We start from the raw sequence: 17,330 nt of genomic DNA on the forward strand, positions 1-17,330 counted from the left end.
GGCCGAGCCTACGACAGAAGTGCAAGAGACCACTACTCTTCCAGGTCACCCTCCGTGCGCAGGTACAGCTCCTGGAGGGCCGCCAGGGTCGCGGGGTCCGGGTGCTCCCACATCTTCCGGTTCGCGGCCTCCAGTAGCCTTTCGGTGATTCCGTGCAGGGCCCACGGGTTGGACTCGGCGAAGAACTTCTGGTTCTCCTCGTCGAGCGCGTAGGTGGCGGCGAGCTTCTCGTACATCCAGTCGGCGACCACGCCGGCCGTCGCGTCGTACCCGAAGAGGTAGTCCACGGTCGCGGCCAGCTCGAACGCGCCCTTGTACCCGTGCCGGCGCATCGCGGCCAGCCAGCGCGGGTTGACCACCCGGGCCCGGAAGATCCGCGCGGTCTCCTCCGACAGGGTGCGGGTGCGCACCGCGTCGGGCCGGGTGCTGTCGCCGATGTACGCGGCCGGGGCCTTACCGGTCAGCGCGCGCACCGCCGCGATCATGCCGCCGTGGTACTGGAAGTAGTCGTCGGAGTCCGCGATGTCGTGTTCGCGGGTGTCGATGTTCTTGGCGGCCACCGCGATCCGCCGGTACGAGGTCTCCATGTCGCCCCGCGCGGGTACGCCGTCGAGGTCGCGGCCGTAGGCGTAGCCGCCCCAGACCGCGTACACCTCGGCGAGGTCGGCGTCGTCGCGCCAGTTCCGGCTGTCGATCAGCTGGAGGAGGCCCGCGCCGTACGCGCCGGGCTTGGAGCCGAAGATCCGGGTGGTGGCGCGCCGCTCGTCGCCGTGCGTACCCAGGTCGGCCTGGACGTGCGCCCGGACGTAGTTGTCCTCCGGGGCCTCGTCCAGGGCCGCGACGAGCCGGACGGCGTCGTCGAGCATGGCCACGACGTGCGGGAACGCGTCCCGGAAGAAGCCGGAGATCCGGACGGTCACGTCGATCCGGGGCCGGCCCAGCTCGGCCAGGTCGACGGGTTCGAGGCCGTTGACCCGCCGCGACGCCTCGTCCCAGGTGGGGCGGACGCCCAGCAGGGCGAGGATCTCGGCGATGTCGTCGCCGGAGGTGCGCATGGCGCTGGTGCCCCACACCGACAGGCCCACCGAGGACGGCCACTCGCCGTGGTCGGCCCGGTACCGGGCCAGCAGGGACTCGGCCATCGCCTGCCCGGTCTCCCAGGCCAGCCGGCTCGGCACGGCCTTCGGGTCGACGGAGTAGAAGTTGCGGCCGGTGGGCAGCACGTTGATCAGGCCGCGCAGGGGCGACCCGCTCGGCCCGGCGGGGACGTAACCGCCGTCGAGGGCGTGCAGGACCATCGCCATCTCGTCGGTGGTCCGGTCGAGCCGGGGCACGACCTCCTCGGCGGCGAACCGGAGCACGCTGGCCACCAGGTCGTCGGTGACGCCGAGGATCTCCGCACAGACCGCTTCGGCGGCTTCCACGGACCAGCCCCGGGCCTCCATGGCCGCGACCAGGGCCTTCGCCGTCTCCTCGACGTCGTCGACCTCCAGGCGACCGGCGGAGCCGTCCTCCGTGAGCCCCAGGGCCTCGCGCAGCCCCGGCAGGGCCGCCACCTGTCCGCCCCACATCTGCTTGGCCCGCAGCATCGCGAGCACCAGGTTGACCCGGGCCTCGCCGGCCGGGGCCTCGCCGAGGATGTGGAGGCCGTCGCGGATCTGGACGTCCTTGATCTCGCACAGCCAGCCGTCGACGTGCAGGATGAACTCGTCGAACTCGGCGTCGTGCGGCCGGTCCTCCATGCCCAGGTCGTGGTCGAGCTTCGCGGCCTGGATCAGGGTCCAGATCTGGGCCCGGATCGCCGGCAGCTTCGCCGGGTCCAGGGTCGCGATGTTGGAGTGCTCGTCGAGGAGCTGCTCCAGGCGGGAGATGTCGCCGTAGGACTCGGCGCGGGCCATCGGCGGGACCAGGTGGTCGACCAGGGTGGCGTGCGCGCGGCGCTTGGCCTGGGTGCCCTCGCCCGGGTCGTTGACCAGGAACGGGTAGATCAGCGGCAGGTCGCCCAGGGCCGCGTCCGGGCCGCAGGAGGCGGACATGCCGACCGTCTTGCCGGGCAGCCACTCCAGGTTGCCGTGCTTGCCGACGTGCACGACCGCGTCGGCGCCGAAGGAGTCGGCCAGCCAGCGGTACGCGGCCAGGTAGTGGTGGCTCGGCGGCAGGTCCGGGTCGTGGTAGATCGCGACCGGGTTCTCGCCGAAGCCGCGCGGGGGCTGGACGATGACGACCACGTTCTCGGAGCGCAGCGCGGCGAGCACGATGTCGCCGTTGTCCACGTAGAGCGTGCCCGGGGCGGGGCCCCACGCGCCCTCGACGCCCTCGCGGAGGTCATCGGGGAGCTTTGCGAAAAACTGCTCATATTGTACGCCGGGGATGCGCACCGGGTTGCCCGCCAGCTGCTCGGCCGTCAGCCAGTCCGGGTCCTGGCCACCGGCCGCGATCAGCGCGTGGATCAGCGCGTCGCCGTCCAGGTTCGCCACGCCGGGCAGGTCGCCGATCCGGTAGCCGCGTTCCCCCAGCGCTCGGAGGAGCCGGACGACGCTCGCCGGGGTGTCCAGGCCGACCGCGTTGCCGATCCGGGAGTGCTTCGTCGGGTACGCCGACAGCATGATCGCGATCTTCTTGTCCGCGTTCGGGATGTGCCGCAGCGCCGCGTGCCGCACGGCGGTGCCCGCGACCCGGGCCGCCCGCTCGGGGTCGGCGACGTAGACGGTCAGCCCGTCGGGGTCGACCTCCTTGAAGGAGAACGGCACCGTGATGATCCGGCCGTCGAACTCGGGCACCGCGACCTGGGTGGCGGCGTCCAGCGGGGACAGGCCGTCGTCGTTGGCCTCCCAGTCGGCGCGCGAGCTGGTCAGGCACAGGCCCTGGAGGATCGGCACGTCGAGGGCGGCGAGCTCGCTGACGTCCCACGCGCCGTCGTCCTCGCCCGCGCCCGCCGTGGCCGGCTTGGTGCCGCCCGCCGCGAGCACGGTCACGACGAGGGCGTCGGCCCGCTTCAGGGTCTCCAGCAACGCGGGCTCGGCGGCCCGCAGCGAGGCGCAGTACACCGGCAGGGCGGTGCCGCCCGCGTTCTCGATCGCGTCACACAACGTGTGCACGAAGGCGGTGTTCCCGGCGACATGATGCGCCCGGTAGTACAGAACGGCCACGGTCGGCCGGGTGCCCCGACCAGCACCGCCCTGCTCGGCACCGCTCAGATCGGCACCGACCCGGTCGAGAATCCCCCACGCCGGCGTGGCGACCGGCAGCTCGAACCCGAACCCGGTGAGCAGCACCGTGTCGGACAGGAAGTTGTACAACGCGCCGAGGTTCGCGCCCCCACCGTGCGCCAGATACGCGTGCGCCTCGGTCGCCACCCCCACCGGCACCGTCGACCACTTCATCAGCTCCGCGTCGGGCGCCTGCTCCCCGCCGAGCACCACGACCGGCAGCCCACTGGCGAGCACCGCGTCGAGCCCCTCGTCGAAGTACCGCTTGCCGCCGAGGATCCGCACGACGACCAGCGCGACCCCGTCCAGCAGCGCGGGCAGGTCCTCCACGGACGTCCGGGACGGGTTGGCCAGCCGGTACGCGGCGGCGCTCGCGCGAGCGCTCAGCAGGTCCGTGTCCGAGGTCGACAACAGCAGGATCATCGGGCGCTCCCCCTCGGGGTCCGCGCCCCGGGTAGTCGTTCGGCGACAGGAGTTCCTGGCTTCCCGGGACCCCTGGGCGGCGCGTCGGCACCACCCACCCGGGTGACAGTGGCGGGACCGCGCCGGACTCGCACCGGCTTCCTCCACACGTCGCCCCATATGGCGTGCCCACTCTCCCGAGTCATGCGAGGTCGCGTCAAGTCACCCGCCGTAGGATCGCCGGCATGACCGAGCCCCTCCGTTCCCGGCCCGACCTGTGCCCGGGTGCGATCCAGGTGCACCGGGCGGCGGACGGCGGGCTGGCCCGGGTCCGGGTGCCGGGCGGGCACCTCGGCACCGGCCAGTGGAAGGCTCTCGCGGGCGCCGCCACCGAGCTGGGCAACGGGCTCCTGGAGCTGACCTCCCGGGGCAACGTGCAGGTCAGGGGGTTACCAGCCGGAGCGGAGGCCGAGCTGGGGGCCCGGCTGACCGAGGTCGGCCTGCTGCCGTCGGTGAGCCACGAGCGGGTCCGCAACATCCTGGCGTCGCCGCTGTCCGGGCGGGACGGTCGCGGGCTGGTCGATGTCCGGCCGCTCGTGGCGGAGCTGGACCGGCGGCTGTGCGGCACCCCGTACCTGTCGGAATTGTCTGGAAGGTTCTTGTTCACGCTCGACGACGGCCGGGGTGACATCGTCGGACTGCGCGGCGACGCGGGCGTGATCCCTGTCACCGCCGACCAGGTGCTGCTGCCCCTCGCCGGCGTCGACCACAGCCTGTGCACGACCCTCGACGCAGCCGTGGACGGCCTGCTCGCGGTCGCGGCGGCGTTCCTCGACGAGCGGGCCGCCCAGGGCTCGACGGCCTGGCGGCTGACGGACCTCCACGACGGACCCCGACGGGTACTCGCGCGGCTGCGCCATCCCGCACTCCGGTGGAGCGAACCGGGCGGCGAGCCGTTCCCGCTGCTCACCGACCATCCGATCGGCGTGGTCCCCCAGGCGGAGGGGCTGGCCGCGGTGGCCGTCGGCGCCCCGCTCGGCCGGCTCACCCGGGCCCAGGCCGACGCCCTGGCCGCCGCCTCCCGGGGCACGCTGGTGATCACCCCGTGGCGCGGCGTGATCGTCCCGGACGTTCCCGGGGCCGAGGCACCCGGCGTCCTGGCCACGCTAAGCTCCCACGGCCTGATCGTCGACCCGGCCTCCCCGTGGCTCGGCGTGACGGCGTGCACCGGCCTGCCGGGCTGCGCGAAGTCCCTCGCCGACGTGCGGGCGGACGCGGCGTCGACGCTGGCCGGAGCCACCCTGGCCGGCCTGCCCGTGCACTGGGTCGGCTGCGGGCGGCGGTGCGGGGCGCCCGGCGGCGAACACGTCGAGGTGCTGGCCACCGGCGACGGGTACCGGGTGACGGCCGGTGCGCACACCTGGTCCACCGTGGACCCGGGGGATGTGATCGAGAAGGCGCGGAGGACGGCGTGACGGAGTACGAGCGCGACGGTGCGGAGATCTACCGCCAGTCGTTCGCGACGATTCGCGCCGAGGCCGACCTCGACGGCTTCCCCGCCGACGTGGCCACCACGGCCGTCCGCATGATCCACGCGTGCGGGATGGTCGACCTGGCCGCCGACATCGCGTACTCCCCCGGGGTCGTCGCCGCCGGCCGGGCGGCGCTGGAGGCCAGCGCGCCGATCCTGTGCGACGCGACGATGGTCGCCTCCGGGGTGACCCGCAAGCGGCTGCCCGCCGACAACGACGTGCTGTGCCTGCTGTCCGACCCCCGGGTCCCCGGCCTGGCCGCCGACCTGGGCACCACCCGCAGCGCCGCCGCCGTCGAGCTGTGGGCCGACCGGCTGGAAGGCTCCGTCGTCGCGATCGGCAACGCGCCCACGGCCCTGTTCCACCTGCTCGACCTGCTGGACCGGGGCGCGCCGAGGCCGGCCGCGATCCTGGGCATCCCGGTCGGGTTCATCGGGGCGGCGGAGTCCAAGGAGGCGCTCGCCGCGTACCCGGGAATCGAGTTCCTGATCGTGCGGGGCCGGCGGGGCGGCAGCGCGATCACGGCGGCGGCGATCAACGCCATCGCGCACGAGAGGGAGATCCAGGCATGACCGGCAGGCTGTACGGCGTGGGGCTCGGCCCCGGCGACCCCGAACTGGTGACCGTGAAGGCCGCCCGGCTGATCGGGGCCGCCGACGTCATCGCCTACCACGCGGCCCGGCACGGCCGGAGCATCGCGCGCTCCGTCGCGGCCCCCTACCTGCGCGAGGGCCAGATCGAAGAGCTGCTCGTCTACCCGCTGACGACGGAGACCACCGACCACCCCGGCGGCTACCAGGGCGCGATGGACGAGTTCTACGCCGACGCGGCCGACCGGCTCGCCGCGCACCTCGACGCGGGCCGCGACGTGGTCGTGCTCGCCGAGGGCGACCCGCTGTTCTACGGCTCCTACATGCACATGCACAAGCGGCTCGCGGGCCGCTACGTCGCCGAGGTCGTGCCCGGGGTGACCTCCGTCAGCGGGGCGTCCGCCGCGCTGGGCCGGCCGCTCGTGGAGCGCGACGAGGTGCTGACGATCCTGCCCGGCACCCTGGACCCGGACACCCTCACCGCCCAGCTCGCGGGCACCGACGCGGCGGCCGTCATGAAGCTCGGCCGGACGTTCGGCAAGGTCCGCGACGCGTTCGAGCGGGCCGGCAAGCTCGACAGCGCCTGGTACGTGGAGCGGGCCAGCACCGGGCAGCAGCGGATCGCGCCGCTCGCGGACGTGGACCCGACGACCGTGCCGTACTTCTCGCTGGCGCTGCTGCCCTCGCCGGCGACGTCGGCGGAGGAGTGCCGGGTGGCCCCGCCACGGACGGGTGCACCGTCGGTGGTCGCGGGTGCCGACACCACCGTGGGCCTCCCGACGGACACGGGGAACGGCCCGCTGGCAGGGGCGACGCAGGCTGTTCCGGTGCCCCGGGGCGAGGTGGTCGTCGTCGGGCTCGGGCCCGCCGGGCGCGACTGGCTCACCCCCGAGGCGTCCGCCGCGCTCGCCGGGGCCGACGACCTGGTCGGGTACGCGCCGTACGTCGCCAAGGTGCCCGTCAACCCCCGGCAGCGCCGGCACGCCTCCGACAACCGGGTCGAGGCCGAGCGCGCCGAGTTCGCCCTGGACCTGGCGCTGTCCGGCCGCCGGGTGGCCGTGGTGTCCTCCGGCGACCCGGGCGTGTTCGCGATGGCCAGCGCCGTGCTGGAGGTGGCGACCGGGGAGCGCTGGCGGGACGTACCCGTCAGGGTCCTGCCGGGGTTGACCGCCGCCCAGGCCGTCGCCAGCCGGGCCGGGGCGCCCCTGGGGCACGACTTCTGCGTGCTGTCCCTGTCGGACTACCTGAAGCCGTGGGAGGTCATCGAGGGCCGCCTGGAGGCCGCCGCGCGGGCCGACCTGGTGCTCGCGATCTACAACCCGGCGTCGAAGACCCGCACCTGGCAGGTCGAACGGGCCCGCGACCTGCTCCTGGAGCACCGGTCGCCGGACACCCCGGTCGTGATCGGCCGCGACGTGGGCGGGGCGCAGGAGTCCGTCCGGGTGGTCCGGCTGGCGGACCTGGACCCGGCGACGATCGACATGCGCTGCCTGCTGATCATCGGCTCCTCGCAGACCCGGGCGAAGGACGGGGTCGTCTTCACGCCCCGGCACTACCCGGGCTGAGAACCTAGAACAGCCTTCCCCGGTACGGGTGCGCCCGGCCCCACGTCCTCTCCCAGTCCGCGAGGTCCGCGGCGACCTCCGGACGGGTCGACAGGTAGCGCCAGTAGTCCTCGGCGGCCCGGCGCACCTCGTCCAGCGGGAACGTGCCGGCCTGGCCGTCCAGGATCGTGTTGCGCACCGACACCCCCGACGGGGCGACCCGCACCTGGAACGCCTCGCCGTCCCAGTCCTCGCCCGCCGAGCGCCCGCTGACCACCTCGTCGACGATGCCCAGCAGGTCCAGCGCCTGGTACGGGGAGTTGCGCAGCTCCATCACGAACCACACGCCCAGCGGGACGTACCTGTCGTCGCTCGCCCGGTACCTCGGGAAGCCGTCCCCGTCCGTGTAGAAACTGAGGAAGCTCACAGGTGTCTCCTTGTCACAGGAACGGGAATCCGTGCTTGAGCGCGCCCGTCGCATTATCGTAGTAGCCCATGATCGCGACGCCGTTGTGTGAGCCCGTCCAGGTGCCGTCCGCGTTCTTGGTCGCGCCGTGGAACGCGTTGGTGACCGCGTCGTCGCACTGCTGCGGGGTCCAGTGGTCGGGGAAGAACGTGCTGCGGCCCTGACCGACCTTGTTCTGCCACTGGCCCGGGGTGGGCGGCGGGCCGGGGGACGGCGGCTTCCAGAACTCGACCTTCGCCTCGTAGACCCCGGTGGTGGGGTCGCGGCGGAGCACCTGGCCGACGCGGCGGTCGGGGAAGTCCTCGCCGCCGGGCCGGTAGTGGTAGCCCTTGCGGTTCTCGCCCTCGAACGTGTGCCGCAGCCGGTCGGGGGACATCCGGTCGGGCCGGGCCCGCTTGGCGGCGCGGCCGTCCTGCTTCTTCAGGTAGCGCAGCGCGGCCCGGAGCAGCTTGCCGGACTTCTTGCGCTGGCTGTGGGTGGCCACCGGCTACCCGTCGATCAGGGTGAAGAGGACCTCTTGGACGAGGTTGCCGACGACGGTGCGGCACAGCTGCTGGAAGACCGGGATCTCCAGCAGGGTCGCGCCGAACGTCACGAACGCCGTCGCGATGGCCTGGGCGATCTGGATGGCCAGGATCACCAGCTGCACGATGACCATGATCTTCAGGGCGAGCACGATCATGCCGCAGATGATCAGCCCGGTACCGGTCAGGACGGCGGCCGTGGCCCCGTTCGACAGGTTCTTCGCGGGGCTGTCCTCGTTGGACCACCAGTCGCGGAACGCCTCGATGTCCCCGCCCTGGTGCTCGGCCCACACGGAGCCCGCGTCCGCGTGCGCGTCGGCGACCACGCCGTGGATGGTGCCGGAGAAGCCGATCCAGGTCTTCCCCATCTCGAACAGCTTGGTCTCGTCGGCCTCGGGCCACGAGTAGCCGATGACCTCGAGCAGGGAACGCAGCTCGCCCGGAATCTGGAGGCCCACGGTCAGACCAGCCCCTCGCGGACTCCGGTGAAGTGGTCGTCGATGCCCTTGTCGGTGGTGCGGTGGGTGCCGGCCATGCCGACCAGGTCCTCGCCGGCCACCCCGATCTCGTCCAGGGCCGCCTGGTAGCACTCGAACGCGAACGAGGACACCTCGTCGTGCGCGGCGCCGATCAGCCCGCCGATGTCGTCGGCGCCCCACGGCTGGCCGTAGGCGGCGATCTCCGTCCGAAACGCGGCGAGTGCGGTGGTAAACCGGGTCGCGACCGCCCCCAGGCCCTGGCCCGAAGCGGCGAGCTTGTCCGGGTCGATGTCCACCATCACCGGCCGCCCTGGGCCGCGATCCGGGCCTGCGCGTCGACGAGGGCGTCGGCGAAGGAGGTCATCTGCCGGGTCGCGTCGTCCTGGATCGCGCGCAGATCCTCGGTGAGGGTGCCGAAGTCCGTCGGGCCGGCGGGCTGCGGGCTCTGGGCGCGCAGGTCCGCCAGGGCCGCGTTGACCGCCGCCAGGGTCTCCTCGGCCAGGGTCTGCGAGTCCATCCGCATCACCCTCGGGTTGAAGACCAGCTCCGACACCTGGCCGGGCGCGACGGCCTTCGCGGTGATCAGCCCGTTGGCGGCCTCGCCGACCCCCTCGACGGCGGCGTCCCCGGCGGCGGGCCGCAGGGCCTGGAACCGGTCGAGCATCGACGTGGCCTCGGCGAGCATCCGGCCGAGGCCGGCGGGGTCTGCCAGCGGATCCATACAGGTCTCCCGGGGAGAGGTCGGACTACCGATTGCCATCATAGGAGGGCCCGACAACCCGAACCGGGGCGAACTACCCCCGGGACGCCTCCAGTTCGGCGCGGGTCAGCAGGCTGGCCAGGACGATGCCGGCGTCCGCGAGGGCCGCCGCGCCGCCCTCCTGCCGGTCGATCACGCACAGCGCGTGGTCGACGGTCGCGCCGAGCGCGCGCAGTTGGCCGGTGGACAGCGCGATCTGGCCGCCGGAGGTGACCACGTCCTCGACGACGAGTACCCGGCGGTCGGCCAGCGGGGCGCCCTCGGACAGCCGGGCGGTGCCGTACGCCTTGGCCTCCTTGCGGACGAACGCGCACGGCAGCCCGGTGTGCCGGCCCAGGGCGGTGACCACCGCGATGCCGCCCATCTCCAGGCCGGCGAGGACCTCGGTGCCGACGGGGACCAGCGGGACCATGGCGGCGGCGAGGGCGTCGAGGAGCACCGGGTCGGCCTCGAACTGGTACTTGTCGAAGTACTCGTCGGCGAGCCGGCCCGACCGGAGGGTGAACTGGCCACGGATCCGGCAGGTGGCGTCGACCTGGCGGGCGAGATCAAGAGTTGTCACAAAGCCCGATCCTGTCATGCTCCATTTCCGGGCTGAATCATTCCCCCTCTGAACGTTCCCCACCATTCCGCGCCGAACGTTCCCCGCTGTTCCCCGCCGAACGTTCCCGACCGTTCCCCGCCGCGCGTTCCACCCAGGCGACCGCCTCGGCGACGGTGCCGACGGCCTCCGTCCCGGGGGCGGCCGGCCGGTCCACCATCAGGACGGGGATCCCCAGCTCCCGGGCCGCCGTGAGCTTGGCGGCCGTCTGGTCCCCGCCGCTGTCCTTGGTGACGAGCACGTCGACGGCGTACCCCCGGAGCAGTTCCAGCTCCCCGGCGACGGTGAACGGCCCCCGGGCCAGGACGACCGTCAGCCGGGCCGGGACCGGGTCCTCGGGCGGGTCGACGGAGCGGAGCAGGAACCGGTGCGGCAGGTCCGCGAAGGCGGCGAGGTCCTTGCGCCCGGTGGTGAGGAACACCCGGGCGTCCGGGGTGGCGCGCAGGGCGTCGGCGGCGGCGGTCAGCGACGGCACCCGGCGCCAGTCGTCGCCGGGCGCCTCGGTCCAGCCGGGGCGGCGCAGGGCCAGCAGCGGCACGCCCAGCTCGGCGGTCGCGGTCGCCGCCGACCGGCTGATCACCGCCGCGAAGGGGTGGGTCGCGTCGACCACCGCGTCGATCCGGGCCTCCCGGAGCCAGGCGGCCAGGCCCTCCGGTCCGCCGAACCCGCCGATCCGGACCTCGCCCGGGGGCAGCCGGGGCTCGCCGACCCTGCCGGCGAGGGAGGACACGACGTGTACGCGGCCGACCAGCGCCTCCGCGAGCCGACGGGCCTCGCCGGTGCCGCCGAGGACGAGTACCCGCGCTGTCATGCCCCTGACCTCCTGCTGGAATGCTGGAAAGCGATGAGCACCAGTCTGCGGTACGGCTGGACCACGGGGGCGTGCGCCACCGCCGGGACGACCGCCGCGTACACGGCCCTGTTGACCGGGGAGTTTCCCGACCCGGTCGAGATCACCCTGCCCAAGGGGCAGACCCCGGCGTTCGCGCTGGCCCGGGAGGAGCTCCGGGCGGAGTCGGCCATGGCGGGGATCGTGAAGGACGCGGGGGACGATCCGGACGTCACGCACGGGGCGCTGGTGTCGGCGACGGTCACGCACGGCGCGCCCGGCAGCGGGGTCACGTTCCGGGCCGGCCCCGGCGTCGGCACCGTGACGAAGGCCGGCCTGCCCCTGGCGGTGGGCGAGCCCGCGATCAACCCGGTGCCCCGGAAGATGATGACCGAGCACGTCCTCGCGGTCGCGGCGGCGCACGGCGGCACCGGCGACGTGGTCGTGGAGATCTCCGTCGAGCACGGCGAGGAGCTGGCGAAGAAGACCTGGAACCCCCGGCTGGGTATCCTCGGCGGCCTGTCGATCCTCGGTACCACCGGCATCGTCGTGCCCTACTCGTGCTCCGCGTGGATCGACAGCATCCGCCGGGGCATCGACGTGGCCCGGGCCGCCGGTCGCACGCACGTCGCCGGGTGCACGGGCAGCACCTCCGAGCGGGTGGCCGCCGAGGTGTACGGGCTGCCCGAGGACGCGCTGCTGGACATGGGGGACTTCGCGGGCGCGGTGCTCAAGTACCTGCGCCGGCACCCGGTGCCCCGGCTGACCGTGTCGGGCGGGATCGGCAAGTTGTGCAAACTCGCCAACGGGCACCTGGACCTGCACTCGGGCCGCTCGCAGGTGGACTTCGCCGTCCTGGCGGAGACGGTGCGCGCCGCGGGCGGCGCTCCGGAACTGGTGGCGGCGGTGCACGGCGCGAACACGGCCCTGGAGGCGCTCCGGCTGTGCCAGGCGGAGGGGTTGCCGCTGGGTGACGTGATCGCGGCGCAGGCCCGTGTGGTGGCCCTGGAGACGCTCCGCGGGGCTCCCGTCGAGGTGGACGTGATCGTGATCGACCGGGCGGGCGTGATCGTGGGCCGGGCGTAGGGCGGCGCTCCGCACCGCCCCACCGTCAGTCCCGGCAGCGCGCCACCGAGTACAGGTGGCTGTCCGGGAACTCCCCGGCGGTCAGCACCCGCCCCACCACGACCACCGCCGTCCGCACGATCCCGGCGGCCTCGACCTGCCCCGCGATGTCGGCGAGCGTCCCGCGCACGATCAGCTCGTCGGCCCGCGAGGCCCGGGCCACCACCGCCACCGGGCAGTCCGCCCCGTAGTTGGGCACCAGCTCGTCGACGAGTTCGCGCAGCCGCTGCACGGCCAGGTGCAGGACCAGCGTGGACGCCGACCGGCCCAGCGACGGCAGGTCCTCCCCGGGCGGCATGGGGGTGGCGCGCGCGGCGGTCCGGGTGAGGATGACGGTCTGCCCGACCCCGGGCACGGTGAACTCGCGGCCCAGGGCGGCCGCCGCCGCCGCGAACGCCGGCACCCCGGGGGTCACGTCGTAGGGCACGCCGGCCGCGTCGAGCCGGCGGAGCTGTTCGGCCATCGCGGAGAACACCGACGGGTCGCCGGAGTGCAGCCGGGCGACGTCGAGGCCGGCGGCGTGCGCGGCGACCAGCTCCCCGACGATCTGGTCGAGGTTCAGGTTGGCCGTGTCCACGAGGCGCGCGCCGGGCGGGCAGTGCGCCAGCAGCTCGACGGGGACCAGGCTGCCGGCGTACAGGCAGACGGGCGAGGCGGCGATCAGGTCCCGGCCCCGGACGGTGATCAGGTCCGCCGCCCCGGGCCCGGCCCCGATGAAGTGCACTGTCATTGCTTGTCCACCGTCCACTGTGTGACGGGCATGGCGGGGCGCCAGCCCGTGAATCCGCCGACCGGGACGGCGCGGGACACCGCGATCCGGGTCAGGTCCCCGCCGAGCGCGCCGAACCAGTGCGCCACGGCGGCCTCGGTCTCCAGGGTGACCGCGTTGGCGACCAGCCGGCCGCCGGGCCGCAGCGCCGCCCAGCAGGCCTCGACCACGCCGGGCACGGTGAGCCCGCCGCCGATGAACACCGCGTCGGGGGTGTCGAGGCCGGCGAGCGCCCCGGGGGCCCGGCCGGCGACGGTGCGCAGGCCGGGCACGCCCAGCCGGGCGGCGTTGGCGGTGATCCGGGTCAGGCGTTCGGGGTGCGACTCGACGGCCAGCGCCCGGCACGACGGGTGGCTGCGCATCCATTCCACGGCGATGCTGCCGTTGCCCGCGCCGACGTCCCAGAGGAGTTCGCCGGGGCGGGGGGCGAGCCGGGCCAGGGTGACGGCCCGGATCTCGCGCTTGGTGAGCTGGCCGTCGTGCTGGTAGCGGTCGTCGGGCAGGCCGGGCACCCGGGACGCGGGCGGTTCGGCGCACTCGACGGCGATCACGTTCAGCGGATCAAGATCGTCGAAGGACCAGCTCTCGGCGGTACTGGTGAGCCGCCGTTCCACCGGCCCCCCGAGCTGTTCGAGCACGGTGAGCCGGCTGTCCCCGTACCCGTGGCGGGTCAGGAACTCCGCCACGGCGGCGGGTGAGCGGCCGTCGGCGCTGAGCACCAGGAAGCGCCCGCCGGGCTGGACGGCCTCCACGGGGCGGCCGACGACGGAGTACACGGGGGTGTCCTGCACGGCCCAGCCCATCCGGGCGCAGGCCAGCGCGGCCGAGGACGGGTGCGGCAGGACCCGGACCGCGTCGGCCCCGAGCAGCCGGATCAGCGTCGAGCCGATGCCGTAGAACAGCGGGTCGCCGCTGGCCAGGACGCAGACGTTCCGGCCGGCGAGGCGGTCGAGGAGGGCCGGGAGGCCGGGCAGCAGGGGGCTGGGCAGCACGATCCGTTCGGCGACGGGCGCACCCGTGCCGGTGACGACGCCCCGGCACGGGGCGGGGTCACCGTCCAGGGCGGAGCCGGAGCCAAGAGTCGGGGCCGCGTCACCGTCCGCGCCGCGCGGGGCCGGACCCACCCCCAGGCACGGGGACGCGCTGTCGTCGGGAGCCCGGTCAGCGGGCCCGTCTCCCCGCACGATCGGCGGCTGGCCTTCGGGGAACACGTCGTCGCCCGGGGTCCACCCGTTGTCGTCGGACAATGGCTCGACGCCCGAGACCGTGCCGTCGGGGGCCACCTCGGCGGACGGCGGCACCAGGTCCAGTTGGCGCGGGCTGCCGACCAGCACGTCCGCCGCCCCGATCGCCGCCCGGGACCCGGGGGCCAGCCCATCCCAGCCGTCGGCCCCGATCCCCACGACCGTGATCACCGGACGTTCCCGAGGATCCGGGTCACCGCGATCTCCAGGACCACCCGCTCGGGGTTGACCCGGGGCTGCTTGTACCGCGCCGCGTACCGCCGGACCGCGTCGGCGACCGACTCCGGGTCGTCCCGCAGCACCGCGACACCCTCCAGGGTGGACCACCGCGCGCCGTCGACCTGGCACACCGCGACCCGGACCCCCTCGGCCCCGGCCTGCCGGACCCGGCGCGCCTTGAACGACGTGCCCGAGGAGATCACCCGCGCGACGCCCGACTCCACGTCGAGGGTCACCCCGACCGGGGCGACGTGCGGGCTGCCGTCGCGGCGGAGCGTGGTCAGCGTGCACAGGTGCCGCTCGGTCCAGAACTCGCGAAAAGCGTCACTCACCTGCATAGCAGCTTCTTCTGTACCTTCCCCATGGCGTTGCGCGGCAGCTCCCCCACGAAGACGACCCGCCGGGGCCGCTTGTGCGCCGACAGCTCCTTCGCGACGAACTCGATCAGTTCGCGGGCCTGCACCCCGGAGGCGACCACGAACGCCACCACCTCCTGGCCCAGGTCGTCGTCGGGCAGCCCGACCACGGCGGCCTCCCGGACGGCCGGGTGCGCGAGCAGCGCGTTCTCGACCTCGCCGGCCCCGATCCGGTAGCCGCCGGACTTGATCAGGTCGGTGGAGGCCCGCCCGACGATCCGGTACTGCCCGTCGACCAGCTCCGCGATGTCCCCGGTCGGGAACCAGCCGTCGTCGGTGAACGGGGAGGGCCGGTGCAGGTACCCGTCGAACAGGGTCACGCCCCGGACCTGGAGTTCGCCGTCCTCGCCGGCGAGGCGGGCCTCGACCCCGGCGACGGGCGCGCCGACGTGGCCGGGGCGGCGCTCGCCGTCGGCCCGGGCGCTGACGGTGATCAGGGTCTCCGTCATGCCGTACCGCTCCACCGGCCGGTGACCGGTCAGCTCCGCCAGCGCGCCGAACACGGGCACCGGGAGGGCCGCGCTGCCGGACACCAGCAGCCGGGCGGTCCGCAGCTCCCGGGCCGCGTCGGGCTCGGCGACGATCCGGGACCACACGGTGGGTACTCCGAAGTAGAGGGTGCCGCCCGCCGCCGCGTACCCCGCCGGGGTCGGCCGGCCGGTGTGCACGAGCCGGGAGCCGGTGCGCAGCGCGCCGAGGACGCCGAGGACCAGGCCGTGCACGTGGAACAGCGGCAGGCCGTGCACGAGGGTGTCGTCGGGGGTCCAGTCCCAGGCGTCGGCGAGCGCGTCGAGGTCGGCGGCCAGCGCGGCGGCGGAGAGCAGGACGCCCTTGGGGGCGCCGGTGGTGCCGCTGGTGTAGAGGATCAGGGCGGCTTCGGGGCCCGGGGCGCCGCCGGGGGTGGTCCGGGAGCCGGAGAGCAGGTCCGCGACCGGCACCGCGCCCGAGTCGCCCAGGATGTGGTCGCGCTCCAGCGGGCCGGCGTCGGGGGCGACCGGCACCACCGGTACCCCCGAAAGGAGCCCTGCCACGACGGCCACCACCGTGTCCAGGGACGCCGTCGCGTGCACCGCCAACGCCGGTGCGCCCTTCGCCGCGTCGGCGAGCCGCTGGGCCCGGTCGCGCAGGTTCTCCCAGCTCGTGGCCTCGCCGTCGATGACGACCGCGTCGGGCCGGTCGCCGAACGCCCCGCTCAGGGCGGGCAGCAGGTCGGTCACGGGTCCTCCTCGCTGGTTCGTGGGTCGTGCTCCCGCCGCCAGACTAGGCTGCGGCCATGATCCTCAGAACGGCCGGCTTCGCCGAGATCTCGAACACCATCCTGTACTCGCTGCTCCAGCTCCGCGCCGAGGTCTTCGTCGTCGAGCAGAACTGCGTGTACCCGGATCTCGACGGCCGCGACTCCGAACCCGGCACGCTGCACGTGTGGCTGGCCGAGGGCGAGCGGGTGACGGCGTACCTGCGGGTCCTGACCGAGCCCGACGGCGCCGCCCGGATCGGCCGGGTCGTGGTGGCCCCGGCCTGGCGCGGCACGGGGCTCGCCGACCGGCTGGTGGCCGCCGCGCTGACCGCGATCGGGGACCGGCCGGCGCGCCTGGAGTCGCAGAGCGCCGTGACCGCGCTGTACGCGCGGCACGGCTTCACGGTCTGCGGGCCGGACTACGTCGAGGACGGCATCCCGCACACCCCGATGTCCCGGCCGGCCCCGTCGAGCACCGGACCGGCCACGGCCTAGCGCGGCGACGTTCCGGTCCGGGACCGGCGCCGCTCCGCTTCTACCAGGGCTGACGCCCAGCGATGGCGGCCGGAGCCGGTGCCCCGTCGACCCGGGCCTACGGCAGCGCCGCGAGGATCTCGCTCAGCTCCCGCTTGCGCCCCGTGTAGAACGGGACCTCCTCGCGGACGTGCCGCCGGGCCCCCGACGCGCGCAGGATGCGCATCAGGTCCACGATTCGGTACAGCTCGTCGGCCTCGAACGCGAGCATCCACTCGTAGTCGCCGAGCCCGAAGCTGGCCACGGTGTTGGACCGCACGTCCGGGTACTCCCGGGCCATCTTGCCGTGCTCGGCGAGCATCCCGCGCCGCTCCTCGTCGGGCAGCAGGTACCACTCGTAGGACCGGACGAACGGGTACACGCAGATGTACTTGCGCGCCTCCTCGCCCGACAGGAACGCCGGGATGTGGCTCCGGTTGAACTCGGCCGGCCGGTGCAGCGCGAACTGCGACCACACCGGTTCGAGGACCCGGCCCAGCTTGGTGTGCCGCAGCGCCGCCCACGCGTCCTGGAGGATGTCGCTGTCGGGGGCGTGCCACCAGATCATCAGGTCGGCGTCGGCGCGCAGGCCCGACACCTCGTACGTGCCGCGCACGACCAGGTCCTTCGCCCCGAACTGGGCGAACACGTCCTCGACCTCGGCGGCGATGTCGCCCCGCATCGCGGGCAGCTTCTCGGCCGCCCGGAACACCGACCACGCGGTGTACCGGATGGTGTCGTTGAGTTCGTTGATCCGGGCGGCGTTCGGGTTGCTCATACCCCCATCTTGCCGTCGGGTCGCGGCCGGCGACGAGCCGCCCCCGGGAGTCGGGGACGGCTCACACGTGCGGCACACGGGCCACGGCCAACC

The 17,330-nt window shown here is 74.1% G+C and carries 18 protein-coding genes and 1 riboswitch; of the genes, 5 read left to right on the top strand and 13 right to left on the bottom strand.

The annotated features are described in order from the left end of the window. Nucleotides 1-32: 32 nt before the first annotated feature. The gene (gene cobN, locus AB0M43_RS18855) at nt 33-3,632 is read right to left on the bottom strand and encodes a cobaltochelatase subunit CobN (protein WP_363726275.1); all 3,600 of its coding nucleotides are present in this window, start codon (nt 3,630-3,632) and stop codon (nt 33-35) included. Nucleotides 3,633-3,681: 49 nt separating this feature from the next. Next, nucleotides 3,682-3,776, bottom strand: a riboswitch (cobalamin riboswitch). Nucleotides 3,777-3,856: 80 nt separating this feature from the next. Here cobN and cobG point away from each other — a divergent pair. Genes cobG through AB0M43_RS18870 form a run of 3 tightly spaced genes read left to right on the top strand, consistent with a single transcriptional unit; the run spans nt 3,857 to nt 7,298 of the window. Next, nucleotides 3,857-5,086 carry a precorrin-3B synthase gene (gene cobG / locus AB0M43_RS18860; protein ID WP_363726277.1) on the top strand — a complete coding sequence of 410 codons (1,230 nt, stop codon included), beginning with the start codon at nt 3,857-3,859 and terminating at the stop codon, nt 5,084-5,086. Then, nucleotides 5,083-5,715, top strand: coding sequence for a precorrin-8X methylmutase (locus AB0M43_RS18865; RefSeq protein WP_363726279.1), 633 nt, complete (start codon nt 5,083-5,085; stop codon nt 5,713-5,715). Before cobG ends, AB0M43_RS18865 begins: the two co-directional genes overlap by 4 nt. Beyond that, the gene (locus tag AB0M43_RS18870) at nt 5,712-7,298 is read left to right on the top strand and encodes a precorrin-2 C(20)-methyltransferase (protein WP_363726281.1); all 1,587 of its coding nucleotides are present in this window, start codon (nt 5,712-5,714) and stop codon (nt 7,296-7,298) included. Before AB0M43_RS18865 ends, AB0M43_RS18870 begins: the two co-directional genes overlap by 4 nt. Before the next feature lie 4 nt (nt 7,299-7,302). Here AB0M43_RS18870 and AB0M43_RS18875 read toward each other — a convergent pair whose 3' ends face one another. From AB0M43_RS18875 to AB0M43_RS18905, 7 genes are all read right to left on the bottom strand, one after another. After that, a complete protein-coding gene (locus tag AB0M43_RS18875; protein ID WP_363726283.1) occupies nt 7,303-7,704 on the bottom strand; it encodes a hypothetical protein in 402 nt (133 codons plus the stop codon). 13 nt (nt 7,705-7,717) lie between these two features. Further along, nucleotides 7,718-8,227, bottom strand: coding sequence for an EndoU domain-containing protein (locus AB0M43_RS18880; protein ID WP_363726285.1), 510 nt, complete (start codon nt 8,225-8,227; stop codon nt 7,718-7,720). Between the two features lie 3 nt (nt 8,228-8,230). Further along, entirely contained in the window at nt 8,231-8,725 is a 495-nt protein-coding gene (locus AB0M43_RS18885; RefSeq protein ID WP_363726287.1) for a hypothetical protein, read from the bottom strand. 2 nt (nt 8,726-8,727) lie between these two features. Continuing rightward, nucleotides 8,728-9,045, bottom strand: coding sequence for a hypothetical protein (locus tag AB0M43_RS18890; RefSeq protein WP_363726289.1), 318 nt, complete (start codon nt 9,043-9,045; stop codon nt 8,728-8,730). Continuing rightward, on the bottom strand, nt 9,045-9,467 hold the full coding sequence (locus AB0M43_RS18895; protein WP_363726291.1) for a YbaB/EbfC family nucleoid-associated protein: 423 nt from the start codon (nt 9,465-9,467) through the stop codon (nt 9,045-9,047). Before AB0M43_RS18895 ends, AB0M43_RS18890 begins: the two co-directional genes overlap by 1 nt. 73 nt (nt 9,468-9,540) lie before the next feature. Next, nucleotides 9,541-10,068: a phosphoribosyltransferase family protein gene (locus AB0M43_RS18900; protein WP_363726293.1), complete on the bottom strand. Its 528-nt coding sequence runs from the start codon at nt 10,066-10,068 to the stop codon at nt 9,541-9,543. Between the two features lie 37 nt (nt 10,069-10,105). Next, nucleotides 10,106-10,918, bottom strand: a complete 813-nt coding sequence (locus AB0M43_RS18905; protein ID WP_363726295.1) for a cobalt-precorrin-6A reductase — start codon at nt 10,916-10,918, stop codon at nt 10,106-10,108. Between the two features lie 33 nt (nt 10,919-10,951). Here AB0M43_RS18905 and AB0M43_RS18910 point away from each other — a divergent pair, with 33 nt between their 5' ends. Then, nucleotides 10,952-12,022: a cobalt-precorrin-5B (C(1))-methyltransferase gene (locus AB0M43_RS18910; RefSeq protein ID WP_363726297.1), complete on the top strand. Its 1,071-nt coding sequence runs from the start codon at nt 10,952-10,954 to the stop codon at nt 12,020-12,022. 25 nt (nt 12,023-12,047) lie between these two features. Here the strand turns inward: AB0M43_RS18910 and cobM are convergent, their stop codons facing one another. The 4 genes from cobM to AB0M43_RS18930 are packed head-to-tail and all read right to left on the bottom strand — an operon-like array spanning nt 12,048 to nt 15,926. Beyond that, a complete protein-coding gene (gene cobM / locus AB0M43_RS18915) occupies nt 12,048-12,791 on the bottom strand; it encodes a precorrin-4 C(11)-methyltransferase (RefSeq protein WP_363726299.1) in 744 nt (247 codons plus the stop codon). After that, a complete protein-coding gene (gene cbiE / locus AB0M43_RS18920; RefSeq protein ID WP_363726301.1) occupies nt 12,788-14,245 on the bottom strand; it encodes a precorrin-6y C5,15-methyltransferase (decarboxylating) subunit CbiE in 1,458 nt (485 codons plus the stop codon). The genes cobM and cbiE overlap by 4 nt, the downstream gene beginning before the upstream one ends. After that, nucleotides 14,242-14,631: a TIGR03618 family F420-dependent PPOX class oxidoreductase gene (locus AB0M43_RS18925; protein WP_363726303.1), complete on the bottom strand. Its 390-nt coding sequence runs from the start codon at nt 14,629-14,631 to the stop codon at nt 14,242-14,244. The genes cbiE and AB0M43_RS18925 overlap by 4 nt, the downstream gene beginning before the upstream one ends. Then, complete coding sequence (locus AB0M43_RS18930) at nt 14,622-15,926, bottom strand: AMP-binding protein (protein ID WP_363726305.1); 1,305 nt, start codon at nt 15,924-15,926, stop codon at nt 14,622-14,624. The genes AB0M43_RS18925 and AB0M43_RS18930 overlap by 10 nt, the downstream gene beginning before the upstream one ends. Before the next feature lie 56 nt (nt 15,927-15,982). Here AB0M43_RS18930 and AB0M43_RS18935 point away from each other — a divergent pair, with 56 nt between their 5' ends. Next, a complete protein-coding gene (locus AB0M43_RS18935; protein ID WP_363726307.1) occupies nt 15,983-16,441 on the top strand; it encodes a GNAT family N-acetyltransferase in 459 nt (152 codons plus the stop codon). A 97-nt stretch (nt 16,442-16,538) separates the two neighbouring features. On the opposite strand, the gene hemQ is transcribed toward AB0M43_RS18935, so the two are convergent. After that, the gene (gene hemQ, locus AB0M43_RS18940) at nt 16,539-17,237 is read right to left on the bottom strand and encodes a hydrogen peroxide-dependent heme synthase (RefSeq protein ID WP_363726309.1); all 699 of its coding nucleotides are present in this window, start codon (nt 17,235-17,237) and stop codon (nt 16,539-16,541) included. Nucleotides 17,238-17,330 lie beyond the last annotated feature (93 nt).

This window comes from Longispora sp. NPDC051575 (assembly GCF_040681875.1).
Lineage (GTDB): Bacteria > Actinomycetota > Actinomycetes > Mycobacteriales > Micromonosporaceae > Longispora.